Annotated in this window: 25 protein-coding genes; 15 read left to right on the forward strand and 10 right to left on the reverse strand. The window is 40.9% G+C overall.

Annotated features, from left to right (window positions below; translation table 11 throughout):
• Positions 1-8: 8 nt before the first annotated feature.
• The 7 genes from C9J31_RS09565 to C9J31_RS09595 all read left to right on the forward strand — a co-directional run bounded on the left by C9J31_RS09565 (position 9) and on the right by C9J31_RS09595 (position 7,895).
• A complete protein-coding gene (locus tag C9J31_RS09565) occupies positions 9-1,463 on the forward strand; it encodes an aldehyde dehydrogenase family protein (protein ID WP_054768139.1) in 1,455 nt (484 codons plus the stop codon).
• A 15-nt stretch (positions 1,464-1,478) separates the two neighbouring features.
• Positions 1,479-2,507, forward strand: coding sequence for an ABC transporter ATP-binding protein (locus C9J31_RS09570; protein WP_107948901.1), 1,029 nt, complete (start codon positions 1,479-1,481; stop codon positions 2,505-2,507).
• Positions 2,482-3,459 (forward strand): ABC transporter ATP-binding protein, encoded by a 978-nt coding sequence (locus tag C9J31_RS09575; RefSeq protein ID WP_107948902.1) that lies wholly within the window; start codon positions 2,482-2,484, stop codon positions 3,457-3,459. The genes C9J31_RS09570 and C9J31_RS09575 overlap by 26 nt, the downstream gene beginning before the upstream one ends.
• Positions 3,460-3,557: 98 nt before the next feature.
• Positions 3,558-4,523: a P1 family peptidase gene (locus C9J31_RS09580; RefSeq protein WP_107948903.1), complete on the forward strand. Its 966-nt coding sequence runs from the start codon at positions 3,558-3,560 to the stop codon at positions 4,521-4,523.
• Between the two features lie 20 nt (positions 4,524-4,543).
• Positions 4,544-6,097, forward strand: a complete 1,554-nt coding sequence (locus C9J31_RS09585) for an ABC transporter substrate-binding protein (protein WP_107948905.1) — start codon at positions 4,544-4,546, stop codon at positions 6,095-6,097.
• Between the two features lie 16 nt (positions 6,098-6,113).
• Positions 6,114-7,055, forward strand: a complete 942-nt coding sequence (locus C9J31_RS09590) for an ABC transporter permease (RefSeq protein ID WP_107948907.1) — start codon at positions 6,114-6,116, stop codon at positions 7,053-7,055.
• Between the two features lie 12 nt (positions 7,056-7,067).
• Positions 7,068-7,895, forward strand: a complete 828-nt coding sequence (locus tag C9J31_RS09595) for an ABC transporter permease (protein ID WP_107948908.1) — start codon at positions 7,068-7,070, stop codon at positions 7,893-7,895.
• On the opposite strand, the gene C9J31_RS09600 is transcribed toward C9J31_RS09595, so the two are convergent.
• Complete coding sequence (locus C9J31_RS09600) at positions 7,884-9,521, reverse strand: PucR family transcriptional regulator (protein ID WP_107948910.1); 1,638 nt, start codon at positions 9,519-9,521, stop codon at positions 7,884-7,886. The genes C9J31_RS09595 and C9J31_RS09600 overlap by 12 nt on opposite strands.
• Positions 9,522-9,647: 126 nt before the next feature.
• Between C9J31_RS09600 and C9J31_RS09605 the strand changes: the two genes are divergently transcribed.
• Positions 9,648-11,006 carry an aspartate aminotransferase family protein gene (locus C9J31_RS09605; protein WP_107948912.1) on the forward strand — a complete coding sequence of 453 codons (1,359 nt, stop codon included), beginning with the start codon at positions 9,648-9,650 and terminating at the stop codon, positions 11,004-11,006.
• Between the two features lie 44 nt (positions 11,007-11,050).
• Here the strand turns inward: C9J31_RS09605 and C9J31_RS09610 are convergent, their stop codons facing one another.
• A complete protein-coding gene (locus C9J31_RS09610; protein WP_107923851.1) occupies positions 11,051-11,503 on the reverse strand; it encodes a MarR family winged helix-turn-helix transcriptional regulator in 453 nt (150 codons plus the stop codon).
• Positions 11,504-11,833: 330 nt separating this feature from the next.
• Here C9J31_RS09610 and C9J31_RS09615 point away from each other — a divergent pair, with 330 nt between their 5' ends.
• The 4 genes from C9J31_RS09615 to C9J31_RS09630 all read left to right on the forward strand — a co-directional run bounded on the left by C9J31_RS09615 (position 11,834) and on the right by C9J31_RS09630 (position 13,525).
• Positions 11,834-12,274: a GNAT family N-acetyltransferase gene (locus C9J31_RS09615; protein ID WP_107948914.1), complete on the forward strand. Its 441-nt coding sequence runs from the start codon at positions 11,834-11,836 to the stop codon at positions 12,272-12,274.
• Positions 12,275-12,281: 7 nt separating this feature from the next.
• Positions 12,282-12,911, forward strand: a complete 630-nt coding sequence (locus C9J31_RS09620; protein ID WP_238602072.1) for a YczE/YyaS/YitT family protein — start codon at positions 12,282-12,284, stop codon at positions 12,909-12,911.
• A 132-nt stretch (positions 12,912-13,043) separates the two neighbouring features.
• Complete coding sequence (locus tag C9J31_RS09625; RefSeq protein ID WP_107948917.1) at positions 13,044-13,247, forward strand: hypothetical protein; 204 nt, start codon at positions 13,044-13,046, stop codon at positions 13,245-13,247.
• The gene (locus C9J31_RS09630) at positions 13,223-13,525 is read left to right on the forward strand and encodes a hypothetical protein (RefSeq protein ID WP_107948919.1); all 303 of its coding nucleotides are present in this window, start codon (positions 13,223-13,225) and stop codon (positions 13,523-13,525) included. Before C9J31_RS09625 ends, C9J31_RS09630 begins: the two co-directional genes overlap by 25 nt.
• Before the next feature lie 118 nt (positions 13,526-13,643).
• Here the strand turns inward: C9J31_RS09630 and C9J31_RS09635 are convergent, their stop codons facing one another.
• The 7 genes from C9J31_RS09635 to C9J31_RS09660 all read right to left on the reverse strand — a co-directional run bounded on the left by C9J31_RS09635 (position 13,644) and on the right by C9J31_RS09660 (position 19,508).
• The gene (locus C9J31_RS09635) at positions 13,644-14,033 is read right to left on the reverse strand and encodes an RDD family protein (protein ID WP_107948921.1); all 390 of its coding nucleotides are present in this window, start codon (positions 14,031-14,033) and stop codon (positions 13,644-13,646) included.
• Positions 14,034-14,372: 339 nt separating this feature from the next.
• The gene (locus C9J31_RS09640; RefSeq protein ID WP_274520174.1) at positions 14,373-15,179 is read right to left on the reverse strand and encodes a carbohydrate kinase family protein; all 807 of its coding nucleotides are present in this window, start codon (positions 15,177-15,179) and stop codon (positions 14,373-14,375) included.
• A gap of 14 nt (positions 15,180-15,193) precedes the next feature.
• On the reverse strand, positions 15,194-15,334 hold the full coding sequence (locus tag C9J31_RS23970; protein ID WP_274520170.1) for a PfkB family carbohydrate kinase: 141 nt from the start codon (positions 15,332-15,334) through the stop codon (positions 15,194-15,196).
• Between the two features lie 11 nt (positions 15,335-15,345).
• Positions 15,346-16,224, reverse strand: a complete 879-nt coding sequence (locus tag C9J31_RS09645) for a DMT family transporter (RefSeq protein WP_107948923.1) — start codon at positions 16,222-16,224, stop codon at positions 15,346-15,348.
• A gap of 175 nt (positions 16,225-16,399) precedes the next feature.
• Positions 16,400-17,650: a glutamate-5-semialdehyde dehydrogenase gene (locus C9J31_RS09650; protein WP_107948924.1), complete on the reverse strand. Its 1,251-nt coding sequence runs from the start codon at positions 17,648-17,650 to the stop codon at positions 16,400-16,402.
• A 21-nt stretch (positions 17,651-17,671) separates the two neighbouring features.
• Positions 17,672-18,757: a glutamate 5-kinase gene (gene proB / locus C9J31_RS09655; protein ID WP_107948926.1), complete on the reverse strand. Its 1,086-nt coding sequence runs from the start codon at positions 18,755-18,757 to the stop codon at positions 17,672-17,674.
• A 367-nt stretch (positions 18,758-19,124) separates the two neighbouring features.
• Positions 19,125-19,508 carry a sodium:proton antiporter gene (locus C9J31_RS09660; protein WP_107923844.1) on the reverse strand — a complete coding sequence of 128 codons (384 nt, stop codon included), beginning with the start codon at positions 19,506-19,508 and terminating at the stop codon, positions 19,125-19,127.
• Positions 19,509-19,887: 379 nt separating this feature from the next.
• Between C9J31_RS09660 and C9J31_RS09665 the strand changes: the two genes are divergently transcribed.
• Together C9J31_RS09665 and C9J31_RS09670 are read left to right on the forward strand one after the other, a co-directional pair.
• A complete protein-coding gene (locus C9J31_RS09665; protein ID WP_107948928.1) occupies positions 19,888-20,511 on the forward strand; it encodes a LysE family translocator in 624 nt (207 codons plus the stop codon).
• Between the two features lie 15 nt (positions 20,512-20,526).
• A complete protein-coding gene (locus tag C9J31_RS09670; protein WP_107923843.1) occupies positions 20,527-21,327 on the forward strand; it encodes a DUF1835 domain-containing protein in 801 nt (266 codons plus the stop codon).
• Between the two features lie 36 nt (positions 21,328-21,363).
• Here the strand turns inward: C9J31_RS09670 and C9J31_RS09675 are convergent, their stop codons facing one another.
• Positions 21,364-22,245, reverse strand: a complete 882-nt coding sequence (locus C9J31_RS09675; protein WP_107948930.1) for a LysR family transcriptional regulator — start codon at positions 22,243-22,245, stop codon at positions 21,364-21,366.
• A 301-nt stretch (positions 22,246-22,546) separates the two neighbouring features.
• Between C9J31_RS09675 and C9J31_RS09680 the strand changes: the two genes are divergently transcribed.
• On the forward strand, positions 22,547-23,299 hold the full coding sequence (locus tag C9J31_RS09680; RefSeq protein ID WP_107923841.1) for an alpha/beta hydrolase: 753 nt from the start codon (positions 22,547-22,549) through the stop codon (positions 23,297-23,299).
• The last annotated feature ends 434 nt before the right edge of the window (positions 23,300-23,733 follow it).

The raw sequence follows: 23,733 nt of genomic DNA on the forward strand, positions 1-23,733 counted from the left end.
GGGGTAACATGCAAAAGATTCCAATGTTTATCAATGGTGAGTGGGTTCACGCAGACGGTGAAGAGATATTACATGTCACGAATCCGTCTACAGGTGAGGTACTTGCACAAATCATTAACGCCAGTGAAGCACAGGTAAATGAGGCGGTACGAGCTGCGCGTTCGGCGTTTGAAAGTGAAGAGTGGCGTCAGGTCAAGGCGTTTGAACGTGGTCAACTTCTCGTAGCGTGCGCGCGCTATATTCGCTTGCATGCCGAGGAATGGAGTTTGCTGGAATGTCGCGATGTGGGGAAACCATTGACACAAGCTCGTGCAGATATAGAAGCGGCAGCGCGTTATTTTGAGTTTTATGGTGGTGCTGCCGATAAGATTATGGGTGATACGATTCCGATTGAAGATGGACTTTTAAATGCGGTCGTGCTAGAACCGGTAGGAATTACTGTACATATCGTGCCGTGGAACTATCCGATTCAAATTACAGCAAGAAGTGTGGCTGCTGCGATTGCAACGGGCAATGCGGTGATTGTCAAGAGTGCAGAAGATACGCCATTGACGACACATGCTATGACCGAATGGTTTGCAGATAAATTGCCAAAAGGTATTTTTCAACATATTACGGGATTAGGGCGTGATGTAGGTCCATATTTAACAGCTCATCCTGATATTAATCATATTACCTTTACAGGGTCAGTTCCTACAGGTATTGCTGTCATGAAAGCGGCAGCCGAAAATGTTGTACCTGTGACATTAGAGTTGGGCGGCAAATCGCCAAACATTGTCTTTGCAGATGCGTCGATGGAACAGGCTGTGGAGGGGGTACTACGCGCCATCATTCAAAATGCAGGGCAAACTTGCTCAGCGGGCGCGCGCTTACTCATTGAAGAGCGCGCAAAAGAGTCGTTTATCGCTCAGTTAGTGGAGAAATTTCAAGCATTAACAGTCGGACCGGGTGAAGCGGATGTTGATATGGGGCCACTTTTAAATGAGCGTCAATATAGCAAGATTTCAGCCCTATTACAACAGGCGAAAGACGATGGCTATGTCATCACAGGCGGCAAAACATTGACCATTGCGGGTTATGAGAACGGCTATTATATAGAGCCGACAATCCTAGATGGTGTGGATGCCAACCATGCGCTTGCACAGGAGGAAATTTTCGGACCGGTATTAACCGTTTTGACTTTTACAACAGTCGAAGAAGCGATTACTTTAGCAAACAGTACCGACTATGGCTTAGTGGCAGGTGTGTGGTCAAAGGATTTGGATACGGCACATTATGTGGCAAGTCGCGTCAAGGCTGGACAAGTGTTCGTCAATAATTATGGGGCGGCCGGTGGGATTCAAATGCCATTTGGTGGCTATAAAAAGAGTGGCATAGGTCGTGAAAAAGGCTTTGTCGCATTAAGAAATTACACGCAAATGAAAAATATTGCGATACGCTATGCACCACCCAATCTTACGTGAGAAGGAGGGAAGCGTGTGGAACGAGCAGAAGAGCAGCAAGTGCTGTTAGAAGTAAAGCATTTAAAAATACAATTTCATTTAAAAAATGGTAAGCAGGCAAAAGTAGTCGATGATGTTAGTTTTTCTATCCGTAAAGGCGAAACCGTGGCACTTGTAGGTGAGTCTGGCAGTGGAAAGAGTATTACATCCTTGTCGATTATGCGCTTATTGCCGATACCTCCTGGAGAAATCACAGCCGGCACCATTAAACTGAATGGTAAAAATCTATTAGACTATAAAAGTAAAGAGATGAGTCATATAAGAGGCAATGAAATCGGCATGATCTTTCAAGAACCGATGACATCGTTGGATCCCGTTTTTACGATTGGCAATCAAATGATCGAAGCCATTCGTCGGCATCAAAAGGTATCCAAAAAAGAAGCATGGATACAATCACTAAAGCTCTTACAAGAAGTAGGCATTGCCAATGCAGAAAAGATTATGGCAGAGTATCCGCATCAGCTTTCAGGTGGCATGCGGCAACGTGTCATGATTGCGATGGCGATGTCCAATAATCCTCAGCTATTGATAGCCGATGAGCCGACGACGGCACTGGATGTAACCGTGCAAGCACAAATTCTGAAGCTGATGATGAAAATGAAGGAAGAACATCATTCCGCCATATTGTTTATCACACATGATATGAGTGTTGTGGCCGAAACCGCCGATCGAGTGATGGTGATGTATGCAGGGCAAATCGTTGAAGAAGCGCCGGTTCGTGAGTTATTTCTAAATCCGAAGCATCCTTATACAAGCGCCTTATTAAAAACAATGCCAAGCCTTGACACAGAGGCCACAAGATTACCTACTATTCCAGGCACTGTGCCACCAGCTTATGCATTGCCAGATGGCTGTCGTTTTGCACCGCGCTGTCCGTTTGTGATGGAGCAATGTCAGCATGTGCAGCCAGCGGTTTTTCATATTCAAGATGAGCATAAGGTACGTTGTCATTTATTCACAGAGGAAGGGGAGCTTGTACATGGCGGAGAAAGAAGTCTTACTTGAAATCAATCATTTAAAAGCCTACTTTCCTGTGAAGCGAAAGTCGATGAAGGAAGAAAAAAGGGTCGTGAAAGCCGTTGACGATATTTCCATTGAAATTTTCCGTGGTGAGACGCTCGGTATTGTCGGGGAATCCGGCTCAGGGAAATCAACATTTGGGCGTACAATTTTGCAGCTTGTGGAACCGACAGCAGGTGAAATTTTGTATAAAGGGCATCCAATTCAACATTTGAAGGGGAGTAAATTGCAAAAATATCGCAATCAAATGCAAATGATTTTTCAGGACCCATTCGCCTCCCTGAATCCACGAATGCGTATTGGCGCCATTATTGAAGAACCGATGGCGTTACAATTGACGTTCACAAAAGAGCAACGGAAAGAACGGGTGAAGGAGCTTTTGCAAAAGGTTGGTTTACCAGAAGACGCGATGCAAAAATTCCCGCACGAATTCTCTGGTGGACAACGGCAACGTATTGGTATTGCACGTGCACTGGCCATTAATCCAGCGTTTATTATAGCAGACGAACCTGTCTCAGCACTCGATGTATCCGTGCAATCACAGGTCTTGAACCTAATGATGGATTTGCAAGAGGAATTTCAGTTAACGTATTTATTTATTTCGCATGATTTAAGTGTGGTCAAGCATATTAGTGATCGTGTAGCCGTCTTGTATTTAGGGCGAGTGGTGGAAATTGGCACGAAAAAGGAATTATATGCACAGCCTCTCCATCCGTATACAAAGGCATTATTATCTGCGATTCCAGTTGTTAAATTTGATGAGCCAAAACAGGTCATGCCATTGCAGGGCGAGCTGCCAAGTCCTATGAATCCACCAATTGGTTGTGTATTCCATACACGGTGTCCATGTGTGATGGAAAAATGTCATCAGGAGCGGCCTACACTGCAAAAAATAAATGAACAACAGCGTGTAGCTTGCTTTTTATATGACAAATAAACTGAATTTTCGATATTTTCAAATGGGAATTACGCATTTTTTTTCTAATGAGAGCGATGAAACCGAGGCATAAATTGATGGAAAACGAGGTGTTGACGATGTTTGGCAATATTACCGATGTGCCTGGTGTGAAAGTAGGACATGCAGAAAATAAGGAAGGTATCACAGGCTGCACTGCCATTCTTGTGGAAAATGGTGCTGTCTGTGGTGTCGATGTGCGAGGCTCTGCACCGGGCACACGCGAAACAGATGCGCTCGACCCGATTAATGAAATTGAGCGTGTACATGGTATTTGCTTATCGGGCGGCAGTGCATTTGGCTTAGATGCGGCAACAGGAGTGATGCACTTTTTGGAAGAGCAGGGTGTTGGCGTTGACGCGGGAATTGTGAAAATTCCATTAGTACCAAGTGCGGTGCTGTTCGATTTATTTATCGGTGATCCACGTACAAGACCGACAGCCGAAATGGGCTATGAGGCGGCAAAAAATGCGGTCGTAGGTGATTTTGCGAATGGCAATACGGGCGCTGGCTATGGTGCAACGGTTGGTAAACTAGCAGGCCCACAATTTTGCATGAAAGGCGGGTTAGGCAGTACCTCAATGACTGGACAAGATGGTCTTGTTGTCGGGGCTATTGTCGCGGTCAATGCCGTCGGGGACATAAAGGACCCAGATACGAGAGAGATACTTGTCGGGGCACGCAATGCTGAAACTGCACAATGGATTGATAGTTGCGCTTATTTAGAAAAGCACGGCCAATCCCAAGCTTTAGCTGGCACGAATACGACAATTGGTGTAATTGCCGTAAATGCAAAATTAACAAAAGCGGAGGCCAAAAAAATCGCACAGCTTACACAAAATGCACTGGCACGTACGATTTATCCTGTCCACACAATGCTGGATGGCGATACGATTTTCGTGCTAGGCACAGGCGATAAAACGTATCCGGTTGACTATATTGGGCATTTAGCAACAAAGGTTATGGAAGAGGCAATTGTAACTGGGGTTAAATCCGCTGACAAATTGGGGAATGTTGAAAGCTATGTAAGTATACAAAGCACATAAGGCAAAGGGGGAGAAACGTGATGAAGCAGCGAAAGAATTGGATTTTATTAATGTTGACATTGATTGTAGTTCTAGTCATTAGTGCCTGTTCGAGTGATGGCGGGAAGGATTCAAGCCAAGGGACTACAGATGGATCGACAACAGATGTACCGCAAGCAATCGTGGTCCGTGTGAATGATGACCCAGACTTTCTAGATCCACATAAAGCAACAGCATCAATTTCTTACCAAATGATTCTTAATATTTTCGAAGGGTTGATGGCGCCAGAAACGGATGGTTCGTTAAAAGAAGGCTTAGCTGAAAGCTATGAAATTTCCGAAGATGGATTAACCTATACATTTAAAATTCGTTCAGGTGTCAAATTCCACAATGGTGAGGATGTAACGGTGGAAGATATTCAATATTCGTTTGATCGTTTAATGGGCAAGAATGGTGGCGAGAAAATGTCGAATAACTTCGACAATGTGGCGTCTACTGAAGCACCTGATGCTAGCACTTTTGTCATCACATTAAAAGAACCAAATTCAAACTTCTTATATTCATTAACTGCACGGCAATCGGCTATCGTTCCAAAAAGTAATGATGGCGAGCATAATGAAAATCCCATTGGTACAGGGCCATTCGCTTACGTGAAGTATTCTCCAGGGACTAATTTGGCGTTAACGAAGAATGAAAACTACTGGAAAGAAGGTCTCCCTTATTTAGATAAAGTAACGTTTGCATTCCAATCAGACGATCAAGCAGCAATCATGAGCCTTATGGCCAATGAAGTTGACTTAACAAGTGTCCCTTGGCAACGCGTAAGTGAAGTGGAAGGTAGCCATACTTTATCACATCAAAATAACAACTCATCGTTAATCGTGACATTTAACGAAACAAAAGCACCTTTTGATAATGTGAAAGTACGTCAAGCCATGAACTATGCTATTAGTAAATCAGATATTATTGACTCCGTGTTTGCAGGATACGCAGTACCGCTAGGCTCTAATATGAGCCCAGCGATGGGTGACTACCAAAAAACGGGCTTAGAAAAAATGTATGCACAGAATGTAGAAAAAGCGAAAGCATTACTAGCAGAGGCTGGCTACCCTGACGGCTTCAAAACAAAAATTACCGTGTCTTCGCACAATGATATGTATTCAAATATTGCACAAATCGTCGTGGCTAATTTAAAGGAAATCGGTGTGGATGTGGAAATTGAAGTCGTGGAGTGGGGTATTTGGCTAGATCGCGTGTATTTTGGTCGCGATTATCAAATGACGACTATTGATTTAACGGGTCGTGCGTCAGCCTATGAAATTTTAAATGATTACATTTCAACGAATGATGGCGAAAACTTCTTCCTGTTTAAAAATGATGAGTATGATCAAATTATGACAGATGTCCTGAAAGAAACGGATCAGGCGAAACAGATTGCCTATTACCAACGTGCACAAGAAATCCTAGCTGAGCAATCGGCGGCAGTGTATATTGCAGATTATCAAATCGTGTGGGGTTCTGACAAGCAAGTAACAGGTCTGAAAAGCTATCCATTCTGGTTCCATGATATGTCTGAGGTCAAGTTTTCTAACTAGAAAGGGATGAGCGCACATGATGTATATAATACGTCGATTCATGCTGTTAATAACAACCATCCTTCTAGTGTCGATGATTACATTTGGTGTTTTTCAAATTTTACCTGGTGATCCCGTTCGAACGATGTTAGGGACAGAGGCGGATCCCACACAAATTGAAAATTTGCGGTCTGAACTTGGCTTGGACCGCCCCCTTTATGAACAATATAGTGATTGGATGAAGAGATTATTGACAGGGGAATTAGGTAATTCAATTCGTTTCTCGATGCCTGTAAAAGATTTATTGTTTGATCGACTTCCTGTAACGATGTCGCTGGCGGGGCTCACCCTCATTATAGTATTAACGGTGTCGTTGCCATTAGGAATGTTTGCGGCACGCAGACAAAATAAGCTAAGTGATGTGTCGTTATCGACTGTGACACAAATTGGCATGGCTGTTCCTTCGTTTTGGTTAGGAATGATGCTGATTTTATATGTGGGGATGCAATTTAGCTTTTTTAAAATCAGTGGCTATATTCCATGGTCGCAAAGTGTATCTGGAGCGCTTAGTACGCTCATTTTGCCAGCGCTAACGATTGCCATCCCACAAATAGCAGTCAATTTCCGCTATGTACGAACAGCAATTTTAGAGCAAATTCAGCTCGATTACGTGCGTACGATACGCAGTAAAGGGATGTCAGAGCGCAATGTCATGTATAAGCACGTCTTGAAAAATTCCATGATTCCCATTTTGACGGTATTTGGACTGATTATGGCAGAGGTTGTTGCAGGGACAATCATCGTAGAACAAGTATTTTCATTGCCTGGCATTGGTCAGTTGCTGATCACAGCTATCAGTAATCGTGACTTCCCATTAGTGCAGGGAATTGTCATGTATATTACGGTTGCCGTCGTCGTTATTAATTTTATTGTTGATATTTTATATTCCGTATTAGATCCAAGAATTCGATTGCGATGAGAGGTGGATACGATGAAAAATAGTCAGAGATACACGAAACACATAAACTTAATCATTGGTCTGCTTGTTATCGTTGGATTCTTCTTGGTGATGTTGATTAGTTTCTTTTATACACCACATGATGTGAATGCAATGAATATCCCTGATAAACTGCTTGGCCCAAGTAGGTCGTATTTCTTTGGGACGGATGAATTTGGTCGAGATATTTTTAGTCGTATTATGCAAGGTACACAAACGGCCTTTGCGGTTGGGATACTAACGGTGCTAATTGGTACGTCATTCGGTATTTTAATTGGTGGCATAGCAGGCTATGTAGGAGGCTGGATTGATGAAATCTTTATGCGTCTTATAGATGCATTAATGGCCTTCCCTGGCATTATTTTAGCGCTAATGCTTGTAGCAATTTTTGGTCCAGGTATTGTCAATACAGCTATTGCATTAGGGATTATTGCGATACCGGCTATTGCTAGGATTTCACGTAGTGGCTTTGTCCAGCATCGCGATGCTGAATATGTGCTAGCCGCCAAGTTGATTGGCGTGAAGCCGTATAAAATTATGTTCCGCCATATTTTACCGAATATTTCATCGCAAATTATTGTCGCTGCTACCGTTACCTTTGCGACGGCCATGCTAGCGGAGGCGGCCCTTAGTTATTTAGGGCTTGGTGTTCAACCACCAAACCCTAGCTGGGGACGTATGCTAAAAGATTCACAAGCGTATTTAGTGAATGCACCGTGGTACACGTTTGCGCCAGGGGGGGCTATCACTATATTAGTACTAGGATTGTATATGTTAAGTAATGCCTTACGCGATTATATGGACCCTCGTTCAAAATCGTAGCAAATCGGGGGCTGTTTTCTTTAATAACTCGTATGCTTTCATGGCCATTTCTAAATTGAGACGATACGGGGCTTGTAAGAAATCAGCACCTAAAATACTTTCGAGCCGCTCAATGCGTTTATATAAGGTTTGGCGAACGATAAATAATTGTTCCGCTGTATCATTTTTAGCACCATTACAGGCTAAATAGACACCAAGCGTTTGATAAAGGTCAAGGCCATTTTTTTGATCAATGAGCAATATTTCCTGTAAATAATCTTTCACATATTGTAACAGGGTGGCGTTATCTTGCTGTAAAAATAGTCGATACACGCCTAAATCCTTAAAGTAAATAGAGGAAGCAAGCTGATTATGCTGCATTTGAATAACAGATTTTGCTTCTTTATAGCCTTGAGGCACTGACTCAATCGACTGATAGACATTGCTAATACCAAAAGTGATGGCTAGTTGGTCGAAGGGCTGTGGTGCCTTTCGGGAAACAATTTGGTGTATCGCTTGATCAAAGCTATCTTGATTTTCCTTCACGTAATCAGCCGCAATATAAAAAGCAAGGATGATGATTTCATGCTGACGCACCGAAACGGTCGGGAAAAAACCTAGTTTTTTTAAAATGGAGCGGACATACATGGCATTATGTAGTTGAACTTCCTGCCAGTCTTCCTCCGAAACAATTTGGGCTTGATAATGAATATTTAGCACGACTACACGATGAAATAAGTTGCGACTTTCAATTGGTAGGTAACTTTGATAATGCTGAATATCAACAGGTTGTCCTTGAATGAGGGCTAAGATAAATTCATCCTCACGACTTTGTTGACGTTCCTGGAGCATTCGATTGCGCATTAATATATGAGCAATGGACATTGTCGCTCGCTCAAGGTTTAAAAGCGTATAATTACTTGGCTTTGGTAGCTTTGTATGCATGCATAAATAGCCCCAAACTTGTCCAAGTCCATTGACAGGAATCATAACGAAATGGTCACTGTGAATGGATAATAAATGGATTGGCTCCTGAACATCATGCTGTTGGCAATGCTCTTCAATCAGCCGCAAATATTTTTTTGCTTCCACGGGATAATAGAAGCTTTTCGTGTCTTCGGAGATAAATAAAAAATGAGCATCCATATCTTGATGGAGCACCTGTAAAATTTTCAAAATACCATTAGGCATTAACGACAGTTCCATAAATGTTTTAGATATGGTATCTAGCTGTGTTAATGCTTGCTGATGTTGATTAATGATGTACGTATGTAAATCCTGCGTAATATCAATAAAGCGTACAATCTTGTCAAAAATAATGATAGGAAAATGATGTTCATCTGCCATGGCAACAAGTTCCGCTGGCACATGGTCAAAATAGTCACCAATTTCAATACACAGGGCGGCCGCATTATTGCGAATCAAATTTTGTAAATAGGCGATTTGCGTTGCGCGCTCTAATTGTAAACCGACACCAGTCGTTAAAATCAGTTCGCCACCATTTATTAACGAATCGAAATCTTTAATTTCTAAAATATGTGTCCATAGCACTTGGCGATTCACACCTTGGTGTCCTGCGATGAGTTTGGCCGATTCAAAATGCTTGCGCTTTAATACATCTCGCACGAGTAAAGGATATTTCGTCATAAATCAGCACCTGCCCTTCGAATATACAATAATACTTTATTATGTGAGAGAAATCAGAAAATTACAATACATTAAAACTATTAACATAGGGCAAGGCATAGTTATCAACGAACGGAGGTCATTTAGATGGAGCGAAACGAAAATTTCACCAATACCTTACAGCAAAAAGACCGTGAAAACGTTTGGCATCACATTTCGATGTATAACGAAAAAGCACCACCAATGATAGTAGAACACGGTGATGGTGCATGGATAACGGATAGTGGGGGCAATCGTTTTTTAGATGGTATGTCCGGCTTATGGGCTGTCAATGTTGGCTACGGGCGAGAGCGACTTGCACAAGTAGCATATGAGCAAATGAAAAAACTGAGCTATGTACCGATGACACAAAGCCATCAGCCTGCGATTGCGTTAGCGGAAAAATTGAATCGTTTGTTAGAAGAGGACTATATGATTTTTTACTCCAATAGTGGTTCTGACGCCAATGAGGTTGCCTTCAAAATGGCACGTCAATACCATGCTCAAAACGGTGAAGGCGCACGCTTTAAAATTATTTCACGCTATCGTGCATATCATGGGAGTTCACTTGGTGCATTGGCCGCGACAGGGCAGGCACTGCGAAAGTACAAGTATGAGCCCTTAGCACCAGGCTTTTTGCATGTGGCACCTCCAGATAATTATCGACGACCGAAGGGGCAATCCATTGAGCTCTATAATCTAGAACGTGCCCGAGAAATCGAAGAAAAAATTATTTGGGAGCAAAAAGAAACGATTGCGGCTGTCATCATGGAGCCGATTATTACAGGTGGTGGCGTACTGATTCCCCATGCTACTTATGTCAAGGAGGTAGAACGCATTTGTCAGAAGTATGGCGTGCTGCTCATTATTGATGAGGTAATCTGTGGCTTTGGTCGAACAGGGAGACTATTTGGCCATCAGCATTTTGCTATTAAACCTGATATCATCACGATGGCTAAAGGGTTAACAAGTGCTTATTTACCATTATCCATTACCGCTGTACGAAAAGATATTTATGAAAAATTTAAGGATACAGATGGCTATAGTCATTTCCGACATGTCAATACATTCGGTGGAAACCCGGCAGCATGTGCTGTCGCCCTCGAAAATATTAAAATTCTAGAAGAAGAAAAGCTAGTGCAACGTTCTAAGGATTTAGGCGAACAGCTTTTACATGACTTACAAGACTTATTGGAGTTGCCATTTGTAGGGGATATTCGTGGCTTAGGTTTCCTCGTGGGCATTGAGCTCGTAGAAGATAAACTAACTTTAGAGCCAGCAAAACCTGAACGGGTAGCAAAAATTATCGCAGATTGTAAAGCCAACGGATTGATTATTGGCAAAAACGGCGACACGGTAGAGGGTTACAACAATATACTGACATTAAGTCCACCACTGTGCTGTACAGATGAGGACTTGGAATTTATTAGCGCAGTACTGGAAAAGGTATTTGCCGCAAATGCATAAGCAATAGGCGATTCCCAGTGTTAACTACACAAGGAGTCGCCTTTTTAATAGTGGCGTTGCTGCCCTTTTTTTACATAATCCCAATCAATTTCAATGTTGTGGCGGACGCGTTCTAATAAATGATGAATACAATCTATTTCCTCATCCGAAAAACCATCCAATGCCCGTTCATTCGAATAATCGCCCTCACGTTTTAACAATGGATATAACGCTAAACTTTTCTCAGTTGGAAAGAGATGCTTGTTTTTCTTATTATGTGCATCAAAGCGCTTGTCAACAAAACCCTTGATGACAAGCTTTTGAATAGCACGCGAAGCAGTGGTACGATCCACTTTTAAGAGTTCTGCCACCTTTTCTTGAATGATGCCAGGGTTTTCACAAATACGAATGACATATAAATACTGTCCTTTTGTTAAATCCAGTTCTTTAAACTCAATATTACTGATGGAATCAAGTGCCCGTGCAATCGCCCCAATATCCCGTAAAATCTCTTTCATCATTAGCCTCCTGAATTTTTTGTTGTATTTGCAACAAAAAACGTTCTATACTATATAGTATCATCGATGAAGAAATATTTCACTGCCTAGCAAAAGGGTGGGCCTTCTATTTCTACGATGGAGTCGATTCTATGAATGTAGTAACGAGGCTATCGGCGATGTAATTAATTTTATCAGCAAAGAGACGTGTTCTATCGGCGCTATTGTAGGTTTATTAGCGAAGTGATGAGTTTTATCGACGTGTTCGCCATTTAATCAGCCAAGTAGCCAATTGATTTTGACAAAATTTAAGGGTTATTTGTAGCAAAGAAAGCTAGGAGGAATAGCATTATGAATGCAAAAATAATTACCACAGAATTGGATTTACAAACGGCATTTGCCATTCGTAGAAAAGTATTTATAGAGGAACAACAAATCCCAGAACCTGAAGAATATGATGAATTTGACACACTCGGTGCTGCCTGTGAGCATATTCTTGTATACGTTAATGACCAGCCTGTTGGCACAGGTCGTTTACGGGTTGTGGAAGGCTACGGCAAGCTTGAGCGCATATGTATTGTGCAAGAATTCCGCAAATACGGGCTCGGTAAAGTCATCATTCAAAAATTAGAGGAAATGACACTTGCAAAAGGCTTAGAAAAATCCAAACTAAATGCGCAAGTTTATGCGGAGGGCTTCTATGAAAAATTGGGCTATAAGCGCACAGGTGAGGAATTTATGGATGGTGGCATTCCACATATTTTAATGAAAAAGCAATTCAACATGGCATAGTATGTTGTTGTCAAAGAAATGGAAGTATACGTTATATGGGAGCGGCATTGCCATTCTAACGCTCGGGGTTTGTTTCACAATACAATCACAGCTCGGTACATCGCCGTTTGATGCTTTATTAGTGGGCTTGGCGAAAAACATCGGTTTAACAGTAGGTAGCTGGGAAATTATTACGTCATTTATCATTATTTTTTGTAATGCCTTTATGGCCCGCAAACGGCCCGCATTTTTAGGATTATTAACCGCTTTCGTGACAGGGGTTTGTATTGATGTCTGGCTATTTTTACTTGGCGATATTGTGCATCCGACACATTTCGTAAGCAAAGTGATTTGTTTGGCGATGGGATTACTGATTATCGGTCTTGGTTCGGCCGTTTATTTGCAAGCCAAATTTGCGCCTAATCCCATCGATTTTTCGATGCTGATTATTCGAGATGTCACAGGGAAAAGTATCATGTTTTCTAAAACACTTATCTATCTCGTATTCTTAGCGTTAGCCTTTATTTTTAGCGGTCCAATAGGTGTCGGTACGGTGCTGACAGTCATTTTAGGTGGACCCATTTTAAATTACTTTATGGCGCTGATTGAGAACAAGCTCGTACATGCGCAGCAACCACATTATCCTCCTTCTTTATAAAAACAGTCTGTGTATCCGCACAGGCTTTTTATAATTTGCGGTTCGAAAAATACAGCAAAGAAATTCACATTTCACAAATACTGTAACTTTTTACAGACTGAATAGTCTACTCAGTTAAAAGGGGTGAGGGTGATGAAGAAATGGATAATGCTTAGTTTTCTAGTTGTTTTGTCAGCCGGTTGTCAATCCTCGATATTTGGTGGGAGTAAGACCATTATTGATTGGGTCGATTTTATTAAATGGGATGGAAAAGGATTATTTAATGTAAACCTGTTGATAGAAGGACCGGACTTGGAGAAGGGGGATGTGCAGTGGATAATCAGCAAGAAGTGCTAAAAGACAGAAGATGTGCCGAAATGAATAGATGGTCATGTTACTCGTCGATCATTTGTCTTCTCTTGTATGTTGTTTTTCGGAAGGCTGATTATGCAATTTTAGGGTGGCAGCCTATTGTTTTATGTATAACTGTAATAACATTCTTCGTTGGTTTAATTGGTTTATCCGGAGTGAAAGATTGGAAAGGGATGTTACGGAGTATAACGACAATACTTCTTACAGCAGGATTATCACTTTTTCTAGCAATTCATCTTGTAATCGGCTATTTTTTAGCATAAAGTACGTGCTGGATATCCCGTAAAACAACTAACAATCAGTGAGGGATGAAGAAAACTTTCGCAAACTTTATACCCTCAAGAAATAGGGGCTGACTTCATAAGCCAACCCCTTGTGACATTATATTTCTTTTACGTTTGTATGTGAAAAATGGTCGTGTGGAAGGATTTCACCTTGTTGTTTTTCAAATGATTTAGGGTTTTTCACATAATCGAAAGTGCTCACAGTATCTCGATAAGCTATCCGCTTGATAAGTTGAGCGGACGTTAATTTTGTGCCATCTTCACTTTCTAGTGCTAGTCCCATTTTTTTGTAACCTATCGTTTGTCCATTTTGACGCAGTTGAGCGTATTCAAGTGCCCACATCACGACTGTTGGGGTGACCAAAGCATGAACGACTTCGGTTTTCACCTTTTTGCGCAGAACATATTCAACACCGACTGTAACAACACTGGAAATGGCCAGGTCTATCAAAAATGCTTTCGTACGTTTTTTTGTAATGGATTGCATTTGAAGTCCTCCTCTAATGATAGTCATCTATATTAATACGGATAACCATGCAAGAAGTTCCAATTTATCGAATTAAAATGTTGGTACGAGGTGTATTGTTGGCTTGACCGTTAATCATCGACATCCTACGTTTATTTTAAACGGCTATCATACCTCAGTTGAATTTGAACACCATAAGGGTCTTGAACAATGCCGTAAGCTCCTTAGTGCTCTCTTCTAAATTTTATTGATGCCAAAAGGAAGAACGTCTAAATTTTTCTTCATTTTAGATAGCGAAAATTTGATAATACCTTTGCTCCTCTTTCTTAAAAGTTTTGTCCCACCCTCTTTTGCCTTTTATTAAAATGTAAATGGCAGTTCATGGCTGGCAGGGTAGGACGCAATGGCACCGTGTGTGGTAGTTGAGATTCCGGCATAGCGATTGGCGAATGTGAGAAGCGGGCTGGCAAATTGTGTGCAAAAGGCTTCGAGTGTCGCTACAGTTACGTTGTGCTCAAGCAGGGTTGCTAAAACTGCGCCGATAAAGGCATCTCCCGCACCAGTTGTATCAGTGGCTTGCACATAGTCAGCCGGTACTTTGATATGTTGCTGTTTCGTATAAAGGGTAGCGCCCTCCGCACCATGTGTAACAAATATTACTTGTATCCTACCTTGAAATAATGCCTGAACCGCCTGTTGTTCATTTTCTAGTTGTGTTAAGAACAATAGCTCTTCAGCAGAAACTTTAACGATATGGGCTGACGGTAAAAACTCTATAATCGTTTTTCGACAGGATTTGGCATCGTTCCAAAGGGGTAGGCGAATGTTTGGATCAAAAGACACCAGACAATCCGTCAGATGTGCTTGTGCAATCAGTGCCTGATGAGTCTGCTTCATGGGACTTTCCACTAAATTGACGGAGCAAAAGTGCAGGATATCATGCGCGCGCAACAAATTAGTAGGCAATTGCTGTGGCTGATACAGCAAATCCGCAGCATTTCGGCGATAAAATAAAAAGTCACGGTCCCCATTGTCTGTCAAAGAAACAAAGGCAAGGCTTGTGTCACCTTCAGTCGTTTGCCTAATATACGTCGTATCGACACCTGCATGCTTCATAGTTTCGATTAAAAAATCACCAAATGCATCCTGCCCAACTTGAGAGAGCAGGGCAGCTTGTTGGCCTAGTTTGGCACAAAAGCTGCCACATTGGCAGGGGCGCCCCCTGCATGTTTCGTAAAACGCTCAACTGAAGCAAGGGCACCATTCTGTGCAGTCGGTGTAAAATCTATTAATAATTCACCTATGGTATAGAGCTGATTCATGGAATACCTCCTCACTCACGACTTGTCACTCTCGGCTTTGGTATATAGACGGTGTAAATAATACCACCAAAAACTAGTAAAATACCAACCGTTTGTAGCAGGCTCGGCATGAAATCAAGAAATAGCATATCTAGTAAAATAGCGACTACTGGATCTACAAAAACTAAGACCGAAACCAAAATTGTGGAGAGGCTTCGAATACTATCAAAAAATAAATAATAGACAAAACCTGTGTGAATAAAGCCTGTCCCTAAAATATAGAGCCAGTTTGTAGTTGTTAAACCTTCAAATAACGAGAAATCCACAAATGGTAAAAGCATAACGATACCAACCGCGGTTTGTACATATGTTAATGCATAAGAACTAAGATTTGTAATCGTTCTGCTTGTCAGCATAGTAAACGCATAAAACAATGCAGCTAGTAGTGCCCAAACAAAACCAGACTGCATAAACTCAGACAGCGAGATAAAATTATTTAAACCAATGATGAAAATACTGCCAATAAAACATGTTAATGTTGCGAGAAGTGCCCGTACAGTCATCTTTTCTTTTAAGAACAAGGCCCCGAAGATTAATACAAAAATCGGCGCTATATTATAGATGGAAATGGCAATCGAAATGGACATCTCTTCAAATGCCTTAAATAAAAATACCCAGTTCAAGACGATAAAGACGCCACAAATAAACGTACGCAATACCTCTTTTTTCGCCCATTTCTCAGTCCTATGGCCACCGGTTGCGAGCCACACCCCTCCGATAAAGAGGGTCGCGCAAATACAACGGATAAAGACGAGCTCCAATGCAGGAACCCCCGTATGGATTGTGAAAAAACCAATGGAGCCGAAAATGGCCATCGATACTGTCAATTTGATGATTGCTGAAACGTTCATTGTCAACCTTCTTTCTATAAAAAAGTAAAAATTCTTACTATTGATTAGCTATTTGTACCACATTTGGTTTGGGCAAATGATCGCTCAGGCAGAGCCACCTGTTTGGCACTGGCCAAAAAAGAGAGACAGCCGGCAGCGTATGCCATCTGCCGGCTTCACACAAAATAAAGTTCTACTATTCTCGAATTTGTCCGTTGCCGTGAACGAAATATTTGGTAGAGGTTAAGGCAGGCAATCCCATTGGTCCACGTGCATGTAATTTTTGAGTACTAATGCCGATTTCAGCGCCATAGCCAAATTCAAAACCGTCTGTGAAGCGAGTAGAGGCATTATGGTACACAGCTGCAGCATCCACACTATTTAAAAACGTATCGGCTACTAATTGATCTTCTGTGATGATGGCTTCCGAGTGATTGGTTCCGTATTTATTAATATGCTCGATTGCCTCATAAACGTTTTCAACGAGTTTAACGCTTATTTTTAAATCTAAATATTCAGTTGCATAATCGTCTTCGGTCGCTTGCTGTGCGTAATCAACGGCTTGACAAACGGTTGCATCGCCAATGATGGTTACTCCTGCATGATGTATAGCATTTAGTAACTGCACACCGTGCTCGCTAAACCAATCGTGATGAATCAGCAGACTTTCTGCGGCATTGCAAACAGAAGGGCGTTGCGTTTTCGCGTTAATACAAATTTTTTCTGTCTTTATGTAATCTGCAGTATGATCGACGTAAATATGGCAATTACCAGCACCTGTTTCAAGCACCGGCACGGAAGCCTCATTTACGACTAAATCAATGAGTGCCTTTCCGCCGCGCGGGATTAACACATCTAAGTATTGTTTTAAATGGAACAATTCCTTGACGGTTTCCCGGTTTGTATCTTCGATTAGTTGTACTGCATCAACAGGGATTGCTGTTTTTTCAAGGGCCCGATGAATACTTGCGACAAGTGCCACATTCGAAAATTTAGCAGAGGAACTGCCACGTAAAATCACTGCATTACCAGTCTTCAGTGATAATGTTGCCGCATCAATGGTAACATTTGGACGTGCCTCATAAATCATCCCGATAACACCAAGTGGCACCATGCGCTTTTCAATAACAAGCCCATTTTCTTTATCAATACGCTCAAGAAGTTTACCAACGGGATCATCTAATTTTACGAGCAAGTCGATTGCACTTGCCATAGCCTCCACACGTTCTTTGTTCAGCATAATGCGGTCCAGTGTAGAAGAGGGCATGCCGTTTTCTTTGCCTATTGCTAAGTCTTTTGCATTTTCAGCGATTAAATGTTCTTGATCAAGAATTAATTGCTCAGCAATTTTTGTTAGTGCCTCATTTTTTTCACACGTTGTTTTAATATTTAATATATAGCTTGCGGCTTTTGCCAGCTTTCCTTTTTGTTGTACTTCACTTGTCATCAAAATTCCTCCCTAATTGCTTTATATTTTTAGCCATTTATCTCGGTGAATCACTTCAATTGGGTATTTTGTTAACTCATCTGTACGTTTACCCATCGCATGTGCTAGTTCAAGGGATGAATACAAGACCTCGCCACGACCAAGTAAACCATTTTCACTGTATACCTCAACCACGTCTCCATGTTCGAAATCACCTTCGACACGAAAAACACCTGCTGGTAACAAGCTTTTGCCATTCGCTAACAGTGCATGTTCGGCACCGCCATCTATAAAAATTTTACCAGAAACTTCCGTAAGTGCAATCCACTGTTTATTATTCGTTAAAACCGCCAGTGCCTCATGCTCTACATACGTACCATCTCCACGACCATCTAAAATTTCGACAAGTTTGCTTGCTCCATGCCCTGAACCTATAAATACTTTGACGCCTGCAGTTAAGGCTGCACGAGCCGCTAATAATTTAGATTCCATACCGCCAGTACCAACCTTTGAACCCGCACCATCTGCAAAGCCTAGCATTTCATCTGTTACCTCTGTCAAACGATCAATGCGCTGCGCATGTGGGTTTTTATTGGGATTTGCATTATACAAACCATTAATATCAGTCAATATAATGAGTTGGTCCGCATGAACCAGTCCACTAACAAGTGCTGACAGCATATCATTATCTCCGAACGTTAATTCACTGACTGACACGGTATCATTCTCATTAATGATTGGGAGCACAGAGCGCTCTAATAGTTCCTCAAAAGTGGCGTAAGCATTTTTATAGCGCTCCTTTTTAGAGAAATCCGTTCGTGTCAATAAAATTTGAGCGGGGACGATATCATAAATGCTAAATAGTGCATGATATGTTTGAATAAGATGGCTTTGACCTACAGCGGCAGCGGCTTGTTTGCCCTTTACCGTCACGGGACGAGAAGGGTAGCCAAGCTGTTTAAAGCCCGCTGCCACGGCACCTGAGGACACTAGCAGTACTTCATGTCCGCATTTTTTTAATTCTGCTATGGCCTGGACATGATCCATTAAACGCACCTTATCAATCTCACCTTTTGCATTTGTTAAGGAGCTGCTGCCGATTTTTACGACGATTCTCTTTCTTTCCATCACAATTCCTCCTGTTTGCCATTTACTTGAATAACATAAAAAAACCTTTCTGTCCTAGAACTTAGGACGAAAAGGTTTGCTTTCCGTGGTACCACCTACATTGAATGCCCATAGACATTCCACTTTCCTCATAACGCTGGAGACTGCGCCTAGTTTGGCTAGGACGTTTTACGAAGGAGGTTCTTTAGTCTTTCTTGTACAATGCCTTGCAGCCGATGGGCATCGTTCTCTTGTCAAGCAGTGTCTAGTTACTAGTCTTCGCACGCTTTTTTATAGTAATTGAATAAAGAATGCACTACTTCTGGGTGTCTGTCAAGTTGAAAAGGAAAGTTGATAGAAAGTTGTGAATAAATAACAAGGTTCAAGTCTATTTATACCACCAAATGGCGATGATCAAGGGAAGCATTGCCAAAATCATCACGAAGAAGCTCCATAGAATTTGCTTGCCTGCCGACATATTTTTCGGTTTAATGCTTAGACGTTCATATAATTCGTTGATTGCACGTTGTTCTTTTGCATATAACATGGATTGAAATTCGTCATAATCTTGGATGTAGGTAGATGGGGGTCTTGGGCTGAAACGTAATTTCCGAATATCCTCGGTAATTTCTTTGTTGCCCATCCAATACGTAATAACAGGCGCTAAACCTGAAGTTTGAACAGCCTGTACGTCGATATCATGTGACTTCATTTTATAACAGACTTCACCAAGCTCGTTTTCAAATTCTTTTACAATATCACTGACTGCCACTGTCATACACCTCTTTCTAAACAATACAGAACTATACATGTCGTTAGTATTCATTATAATGTATCAAAAGAGAAAAGTATTGCGCTAACGAGCATATTTGTGTACCTGCCTGTTGCTTTTGATTCGTTATTTCGATGTGATTAAGTCAGTGCTACAATCACGAAACACAAAGCCACACCTGTCGCTGTACTTTCGGAGCACAAAAGATATGTTCCTGTCGCTGTACTCTCGGAACATAAAAGATTTGCTAAATAGGGCGAAAAAATTCTTTATAAAGTCATAAACTTACATCTAAAGGAGACAAGCTCATGTAGTATAATGAGAATTAAACCATTCTGATAATGGTTCTATTTAAAAGAAATTGAGAGAAGGGGAAATTTTGGAGTTTTCAACGTTATTTGCGTTTTTAGGAGCAGCAATCATTTTAACATTGATGCCAGGACCTGATAATTTATTTGTCCTTGCGCAAAGTATTGCGCAAGATAAAAAGGCAGGAATTGCGACTTCGCTGGGCTTATGTACGGGTTTACTTGTTCATATAAGTGCAGCAGTTCTTGGAATTTCCGCTATTATTTATCAATCGACGGTTATTTTCTCTATCGTTAAATTTGCAGGAGCGGCGTATTTATTGTATTTAGCTTGGCAATCCTTCCGTGCCAAAGGCGATCCCTTTACGTTAGAGCAACAAAATGCCCAAGCCTATGTGACGTTATATAGAAAAGGGATTTTGATGAATATTTTAAACCCGAAGGTATCATTATTTTTTTTAGCGCTATTGCCGCAATTTGTAAATCCATCTCAAGGTCATGTGGCTTTACAAATGCTGATTTTGGGTATTGTATTTTTAGTACAGGCGCTTCTACTATTTTTGTTATTTAGTATTTTTGCCGCAAAAGTACGGAAAATTATTATCGGTAAACCCGCTATTGCAAAACGTTTAAACGTTATCCAAGGTGTACTTTTCACCTTTATCGGCATACAAATTGCACTCAGCAAACAATAAAAGGAGGAAATTTTCATGGCAATCTTACATATTACCTTTAGCTTATCGACACAAGGTTCAATTAAACATGCAATCCGTCAAAACCATTTACAACGAGATGAGTCGGTGATTTGTGTCAATGATGTTTTCTCGATTGGACCACTAACGGATTTTGAAGAGCGAAAAAAATGGTTAGAAACTTTTATTTTAAAAGATGAAGCAGAACGTGAATTGTACGAGGACATTCAAAAAGGGTGGGCGAAAAAAATAGCAGGTTTACCTTGTGATGTCGATGTATGGATTTGGTATAGTCAAAATACCCACGAAGAAATTGGGCTCCGTTATGTCATGAGTGAGTTTGTTAATAAATGTAGTATGCTGTATGGCATTGATGTAACAGAAGGTTTAAAGCGCATGCAGCCGAACAGGTCAATACGTGACACCGGACAGCTTCCTTCCCATATGTTAATGAAACTCCGTGCAGATGCAAAGCGTTTTTCTATTGAGGAATGCCAGCGTCTCGCAAAGGAATGGCAAGATTTAAAGAAGGACAATTCTAGCACACTGCGAAGTTTGGAAGAAGGCATTGTCCATATTGCGGAAGATGCCTATGATTCGATGGTCATTGAAGCTGCAAAAGATGTGCGGGCTAGCCAACAAGATGAATGGCTTTCGCCGGTACGTGTCATTGGCGAAACCTTGGGCAAAATAGATAATTATATTAGTGATGCGTTTGTGGAACATCGAATTTTCTCACTGGCCAAACAAGGTCTTTTTGAGATTGACGGTGACACGACAGATATATATTCATATCAAATCAAATATAGCGGAAAATAATAAAAAGCGGTAAGGTGCCAGCAAGCAGCCTACCGCTTATTTTTTTTCATAAAAATCGAATACAAATTTCTGGAATTGTCGTGCAGAAGGGGAAATGTAACGATTGTCAATCCATGCCATCCCAATTATCCGTTCACAAACCATGTCCTCCACATGAATTTTGACCACTTTGTTAGGATTTAAGTCTTCGTCATCAGGCAGTAAAGAAACACCAAGTCCGGCGCCTACAAAACCGGCAACCGTTGATACTTCATCGCCCTCAAAAGTGATTTTTGGTTTGATGCCTGCCGCATTTAATAATCGATCAGCGGTCCGGCGCAGTGCATAGCCTTTTTTCAACAGCACAAACGTTTCATGCTCAAGTTCCTTCATTTTAATGCTTTTCCGATTGGCGAGGTGATGGTCAATCGGCACCATGATATACAGTTCATCACGCCACAGCTCCTTCCAGCAAACGGGAGGTTCTGTGTCAATCGCTGCAAGTAAGCATAGGTCTAACTCGCCGGCGAGTAGTTGTTTTAACTGTGAGTGCGAGTAGTTTTGCGTCAAGTGAAAACGGATATGTGGATGCTGTTGGCGAAAAGCACGGATTAAATCAGGCACGATACTTGTCCCCAGTGTATGTAAAAAGCCGAGCGACACATCCCCAAGTTCAGGATTATTAAGCTCTTGTAATTCTAGTACTGCTTTTTCATATTCTTTACGCATGCGTTGAACACGATATAAAAATAATTCACCATAACGATTTAACATAATGGAACGTCCTTGACGGTCAAATAAAGGTACGCCTAATTCCTCTTCCAATTTAGAGATGGAACGACTAAGTGCAGGTTGAGAAATGGCTAATACATCAGCAGCACGTGTCATATGCTCAAGCTTTGCTACTGTTGCAAAATATTCTAATTGTTGCCACTCCATATTTTTCACCTCCATCTATAGTATTGCTGTGAGTTAACTGCATTATAACGGTAAAAGAGAAGGAAGTATAGGTAACGTCAAAAAAATTTAGCAGGTGTACAAAGTAAATTTTAGTGATATCGATTTATGTACTTTTTAAACAGGTTCAAGTGGTTGTTTTAGAAGGGTTCAACCTAACATCAATCATGCACAAAACGCATTGAAACGATAAAAACTATAAATTGTACATTATGAATAAAGGGTGTTAAGATAGACACAGAAATTACACAAATACAAATTTCCGTGAAGGGGATATTATAAAATGAAGTTATCAAAGCCAGAACCTCTAACTATTGAGGGGGGCAAAAAAGCCGTACTATTACTGCATGGATTCACTGGTAGCACAAAAGATGTGAAAAAGCTAGGAGAATTTTTATCCAAACGTGGTTATACCGTTCATGCACCAATTTATAGTGGGCACGGGGTAGAACCGGAAGCGTTACTTGAAACAAAACCAGAGGATTGGTGGAACGATGTAGTGGAAGGCTACAACTTCTTAAAAAATAAAGGCTATGAAGAAATCGCAGTAGTAGGGATTTCACTTGGCGGCGTATTCTCATTAAAAGTAGCAGAAACGTTCCCAGTAAAAGCATGTGTTGCTATGTGTGCACCCATAACACGCGATAACTCAAAAGGCCTATTTACACGTTTATACCATTACGCTCGTTTATATAAACATTTTGAAAACAAATCAAAAGATCAAATCATTTCTGAATTACATGAACTACGTATTACGCCAAAAGATTCATTAGATGGGGTAACTCGTTTAACAACTGAAACACGCGAAGAATTACAAACAATTAAAGCACCGACATTAGTATTACAAGGTTCATTGGATGACGAATTATATCAAGAAAGCGCGCCTTTTATTCTGAATACAGTTGAAACAGATGATAAAGAAATCATTTGGTATGAAAATTCAGGACACATTATTACATTAGACAAAGAACGTGATAAAGTATATGAGGACGTCTATAATTTCTTAGATCACATCGAGTGGTCTGTTGCAAACTAAAATCAATCTGTAGATGGATTATGAATTTTTTCATAATCCATCTTTTTTATTTGTAAGGCTATATTTAATGACAAGGACAAATGGAGATAGTTTTGTATGACATCAAATTTAATAAAGCCCTATCTTTGTAAGTGCTATTGTTTTATCGATATATTATTTGACCAATCTATTTTTGGTGTTAATGGATATATATTGAACAGTTGGATAGCGATTTAGGATGCTGCGTATGCAAGTTGTATACCGCATCCAACAAGGAGTTGCTTCATTATTTTGCCTGATTTTTCCGATATTTAACTAATTGAATCGTTTATCCGTTCGTATTTGTACAATTAGCAATAATCTAAGAAAAAACTATTGTTTTTATAATAAATGCCTGATACCATTGTGGAATTGTAGTGAAGAATCATCCTCATGTAAATCATTTGCTATAGTCA

The sequence above is a fragment of the Lysinibacillus parviboronicapiens genome, from assembly GCF_003049605.2.
GTDB lineage: Bacteria > Bacillota > Bacilli > Bacillales_A > Planococcaceae > Lysinibacillus > Lysinibacillus parviboronicapiens.

Excerpts from the sequence above, each read along its gene's own strand:
- C9J31_RS09565 (WP_054768139.1), top strand. The coding sequence starts at position 9 with ATGCAAAAGATTCCAATGTTTATCAATGGTGAGTGGGTTCACGCAGAC.
- C9J31_RS09575 (WP_107948902.1), top strand. The coding sequence starts at position 2,482 with ATGGCGGAGAAAGAAGTCTTACTTGAAATCAATCATTTAAAAGCCTAC.
- C9J31_RS09580 (WP_107948903.1), top strand. The coding sequence starts at position 3,558 with ATGTTTGGCAATATTACCGATGTGCCTGGTGTGAAAGTAGGACATGCA.
- C9J31_RS09585 (WP_107948905.1), top strand. The coding sequence starts at position 4,544 with ATGAAGCAGCGAAAGAATTGGATTTTATTAATGTTGACATTGATTGTA.
- C9J31_RS09590 (WP_107948907.1), top strand. The coding sequence starts at position 6,114 with ATGATGTATATAATACGTCGATTCATGCTGTTAATAACAACCATCCTT.
- C9J31_RS09595 (WP_107948908.1), top strand. The coding sequence starts at position 7,068 with ATGAAAAATAGTCAGAGATACACGAAACACATAAACTTAATCATTGGT.
- C9J31_RS09600 (WP_107948910.1), bottom strand. The coding sequence starts at position 9,521 with ATGACGAAATATCCTTTACTCGTGCGAGATGTATTAAAGCGCAAGCAT.
- C9J31_RS09605 (WP_107948912.1), top strand. The coding sequence starts at position 9,648 with ATGGAGCGAAACGAAAATTTCACCAATACCTTACAGCAAAAAGACCGT.
- C9J31_RS09610 (WP_107923851.1), bottom strand. The coding sequence starts at position 11,503 with ATGAAAGAGATTTTACGGGATATTGGGGCGATTGCACGGGCACTTGAT.
- C9J31_RS09615 (WP_107948914.1), top strand. The coding sequence starts at position 11,834 with ATGAATGCAAAAATAATTACCACAGAATTGGATTTACAAACGGCATTT.
- C9J31_RS09625 (WP_107948917.1), top strand. The coding sequence starts at position 13,044 with ATGAAGAAATGGATAATGCTTAGTTTTCTAGTTGTTTTGTCAGCCGGT.
- C9J31_RS09635 (WP_107948921.1), bottom strand. The coding sequence starts at position 14,033 with ATGCAATCCATTACAAAAAAACGTACGAAAGCATTTTTGATAGACCTG.
- C9J31_RS23970 (WP_274520170.1), bottom strand. The coding sequence starts at position 15,334 with ATGAATCAGCTCTATACCATAGGTGAATTATTAATAGATTTTACACCG.
- C9J31_RS09645 (WP_107948923.1), bottom strand. The coding sequence starts at position 16,224 with ATGAACGTTTCAGCAATCATCAAATTGACAGTATCGATGGCCATTTTC.
- C9J31_RS09650 (WP_107948924.1), bottom strand. The coding sequence starts at position 17,650 with ATGACAAGTGAAGTACAACAAAAAGGAAAGCTGGCAAAAGCCGCAAGC.
- proB (WP_107948926.1), bottom strand. The coding sequence starts at position 18,757 with ATGGAAAGAAAGAGAATCGTCGTAAAAATCGGCAGCAGCTCCTTAACA.
- C9J31_RS09670 (WP_107923843.1), top strand. The coding sequence starts at position 20,527 with ATGGCAATCTTACATATTACCTTTAGCTTATCGACACAAGGTTCAATT.
- C9J31_RS09675 (WP_107948930.1), bottom strand. The coding sequence starts at position 22,245 with ATGGAGTGGCAACAATTAGAATATTTTGCAACAGTAGCAAAGCTTGAG.
- C9J31_RS09680 (WP_107923841.1), top strand. The coding sequence starts at position 22,547 with ATGAAGTTATCAAAGCCAGAACCTCTAACTATTGAGGGGGGCAAAAAA.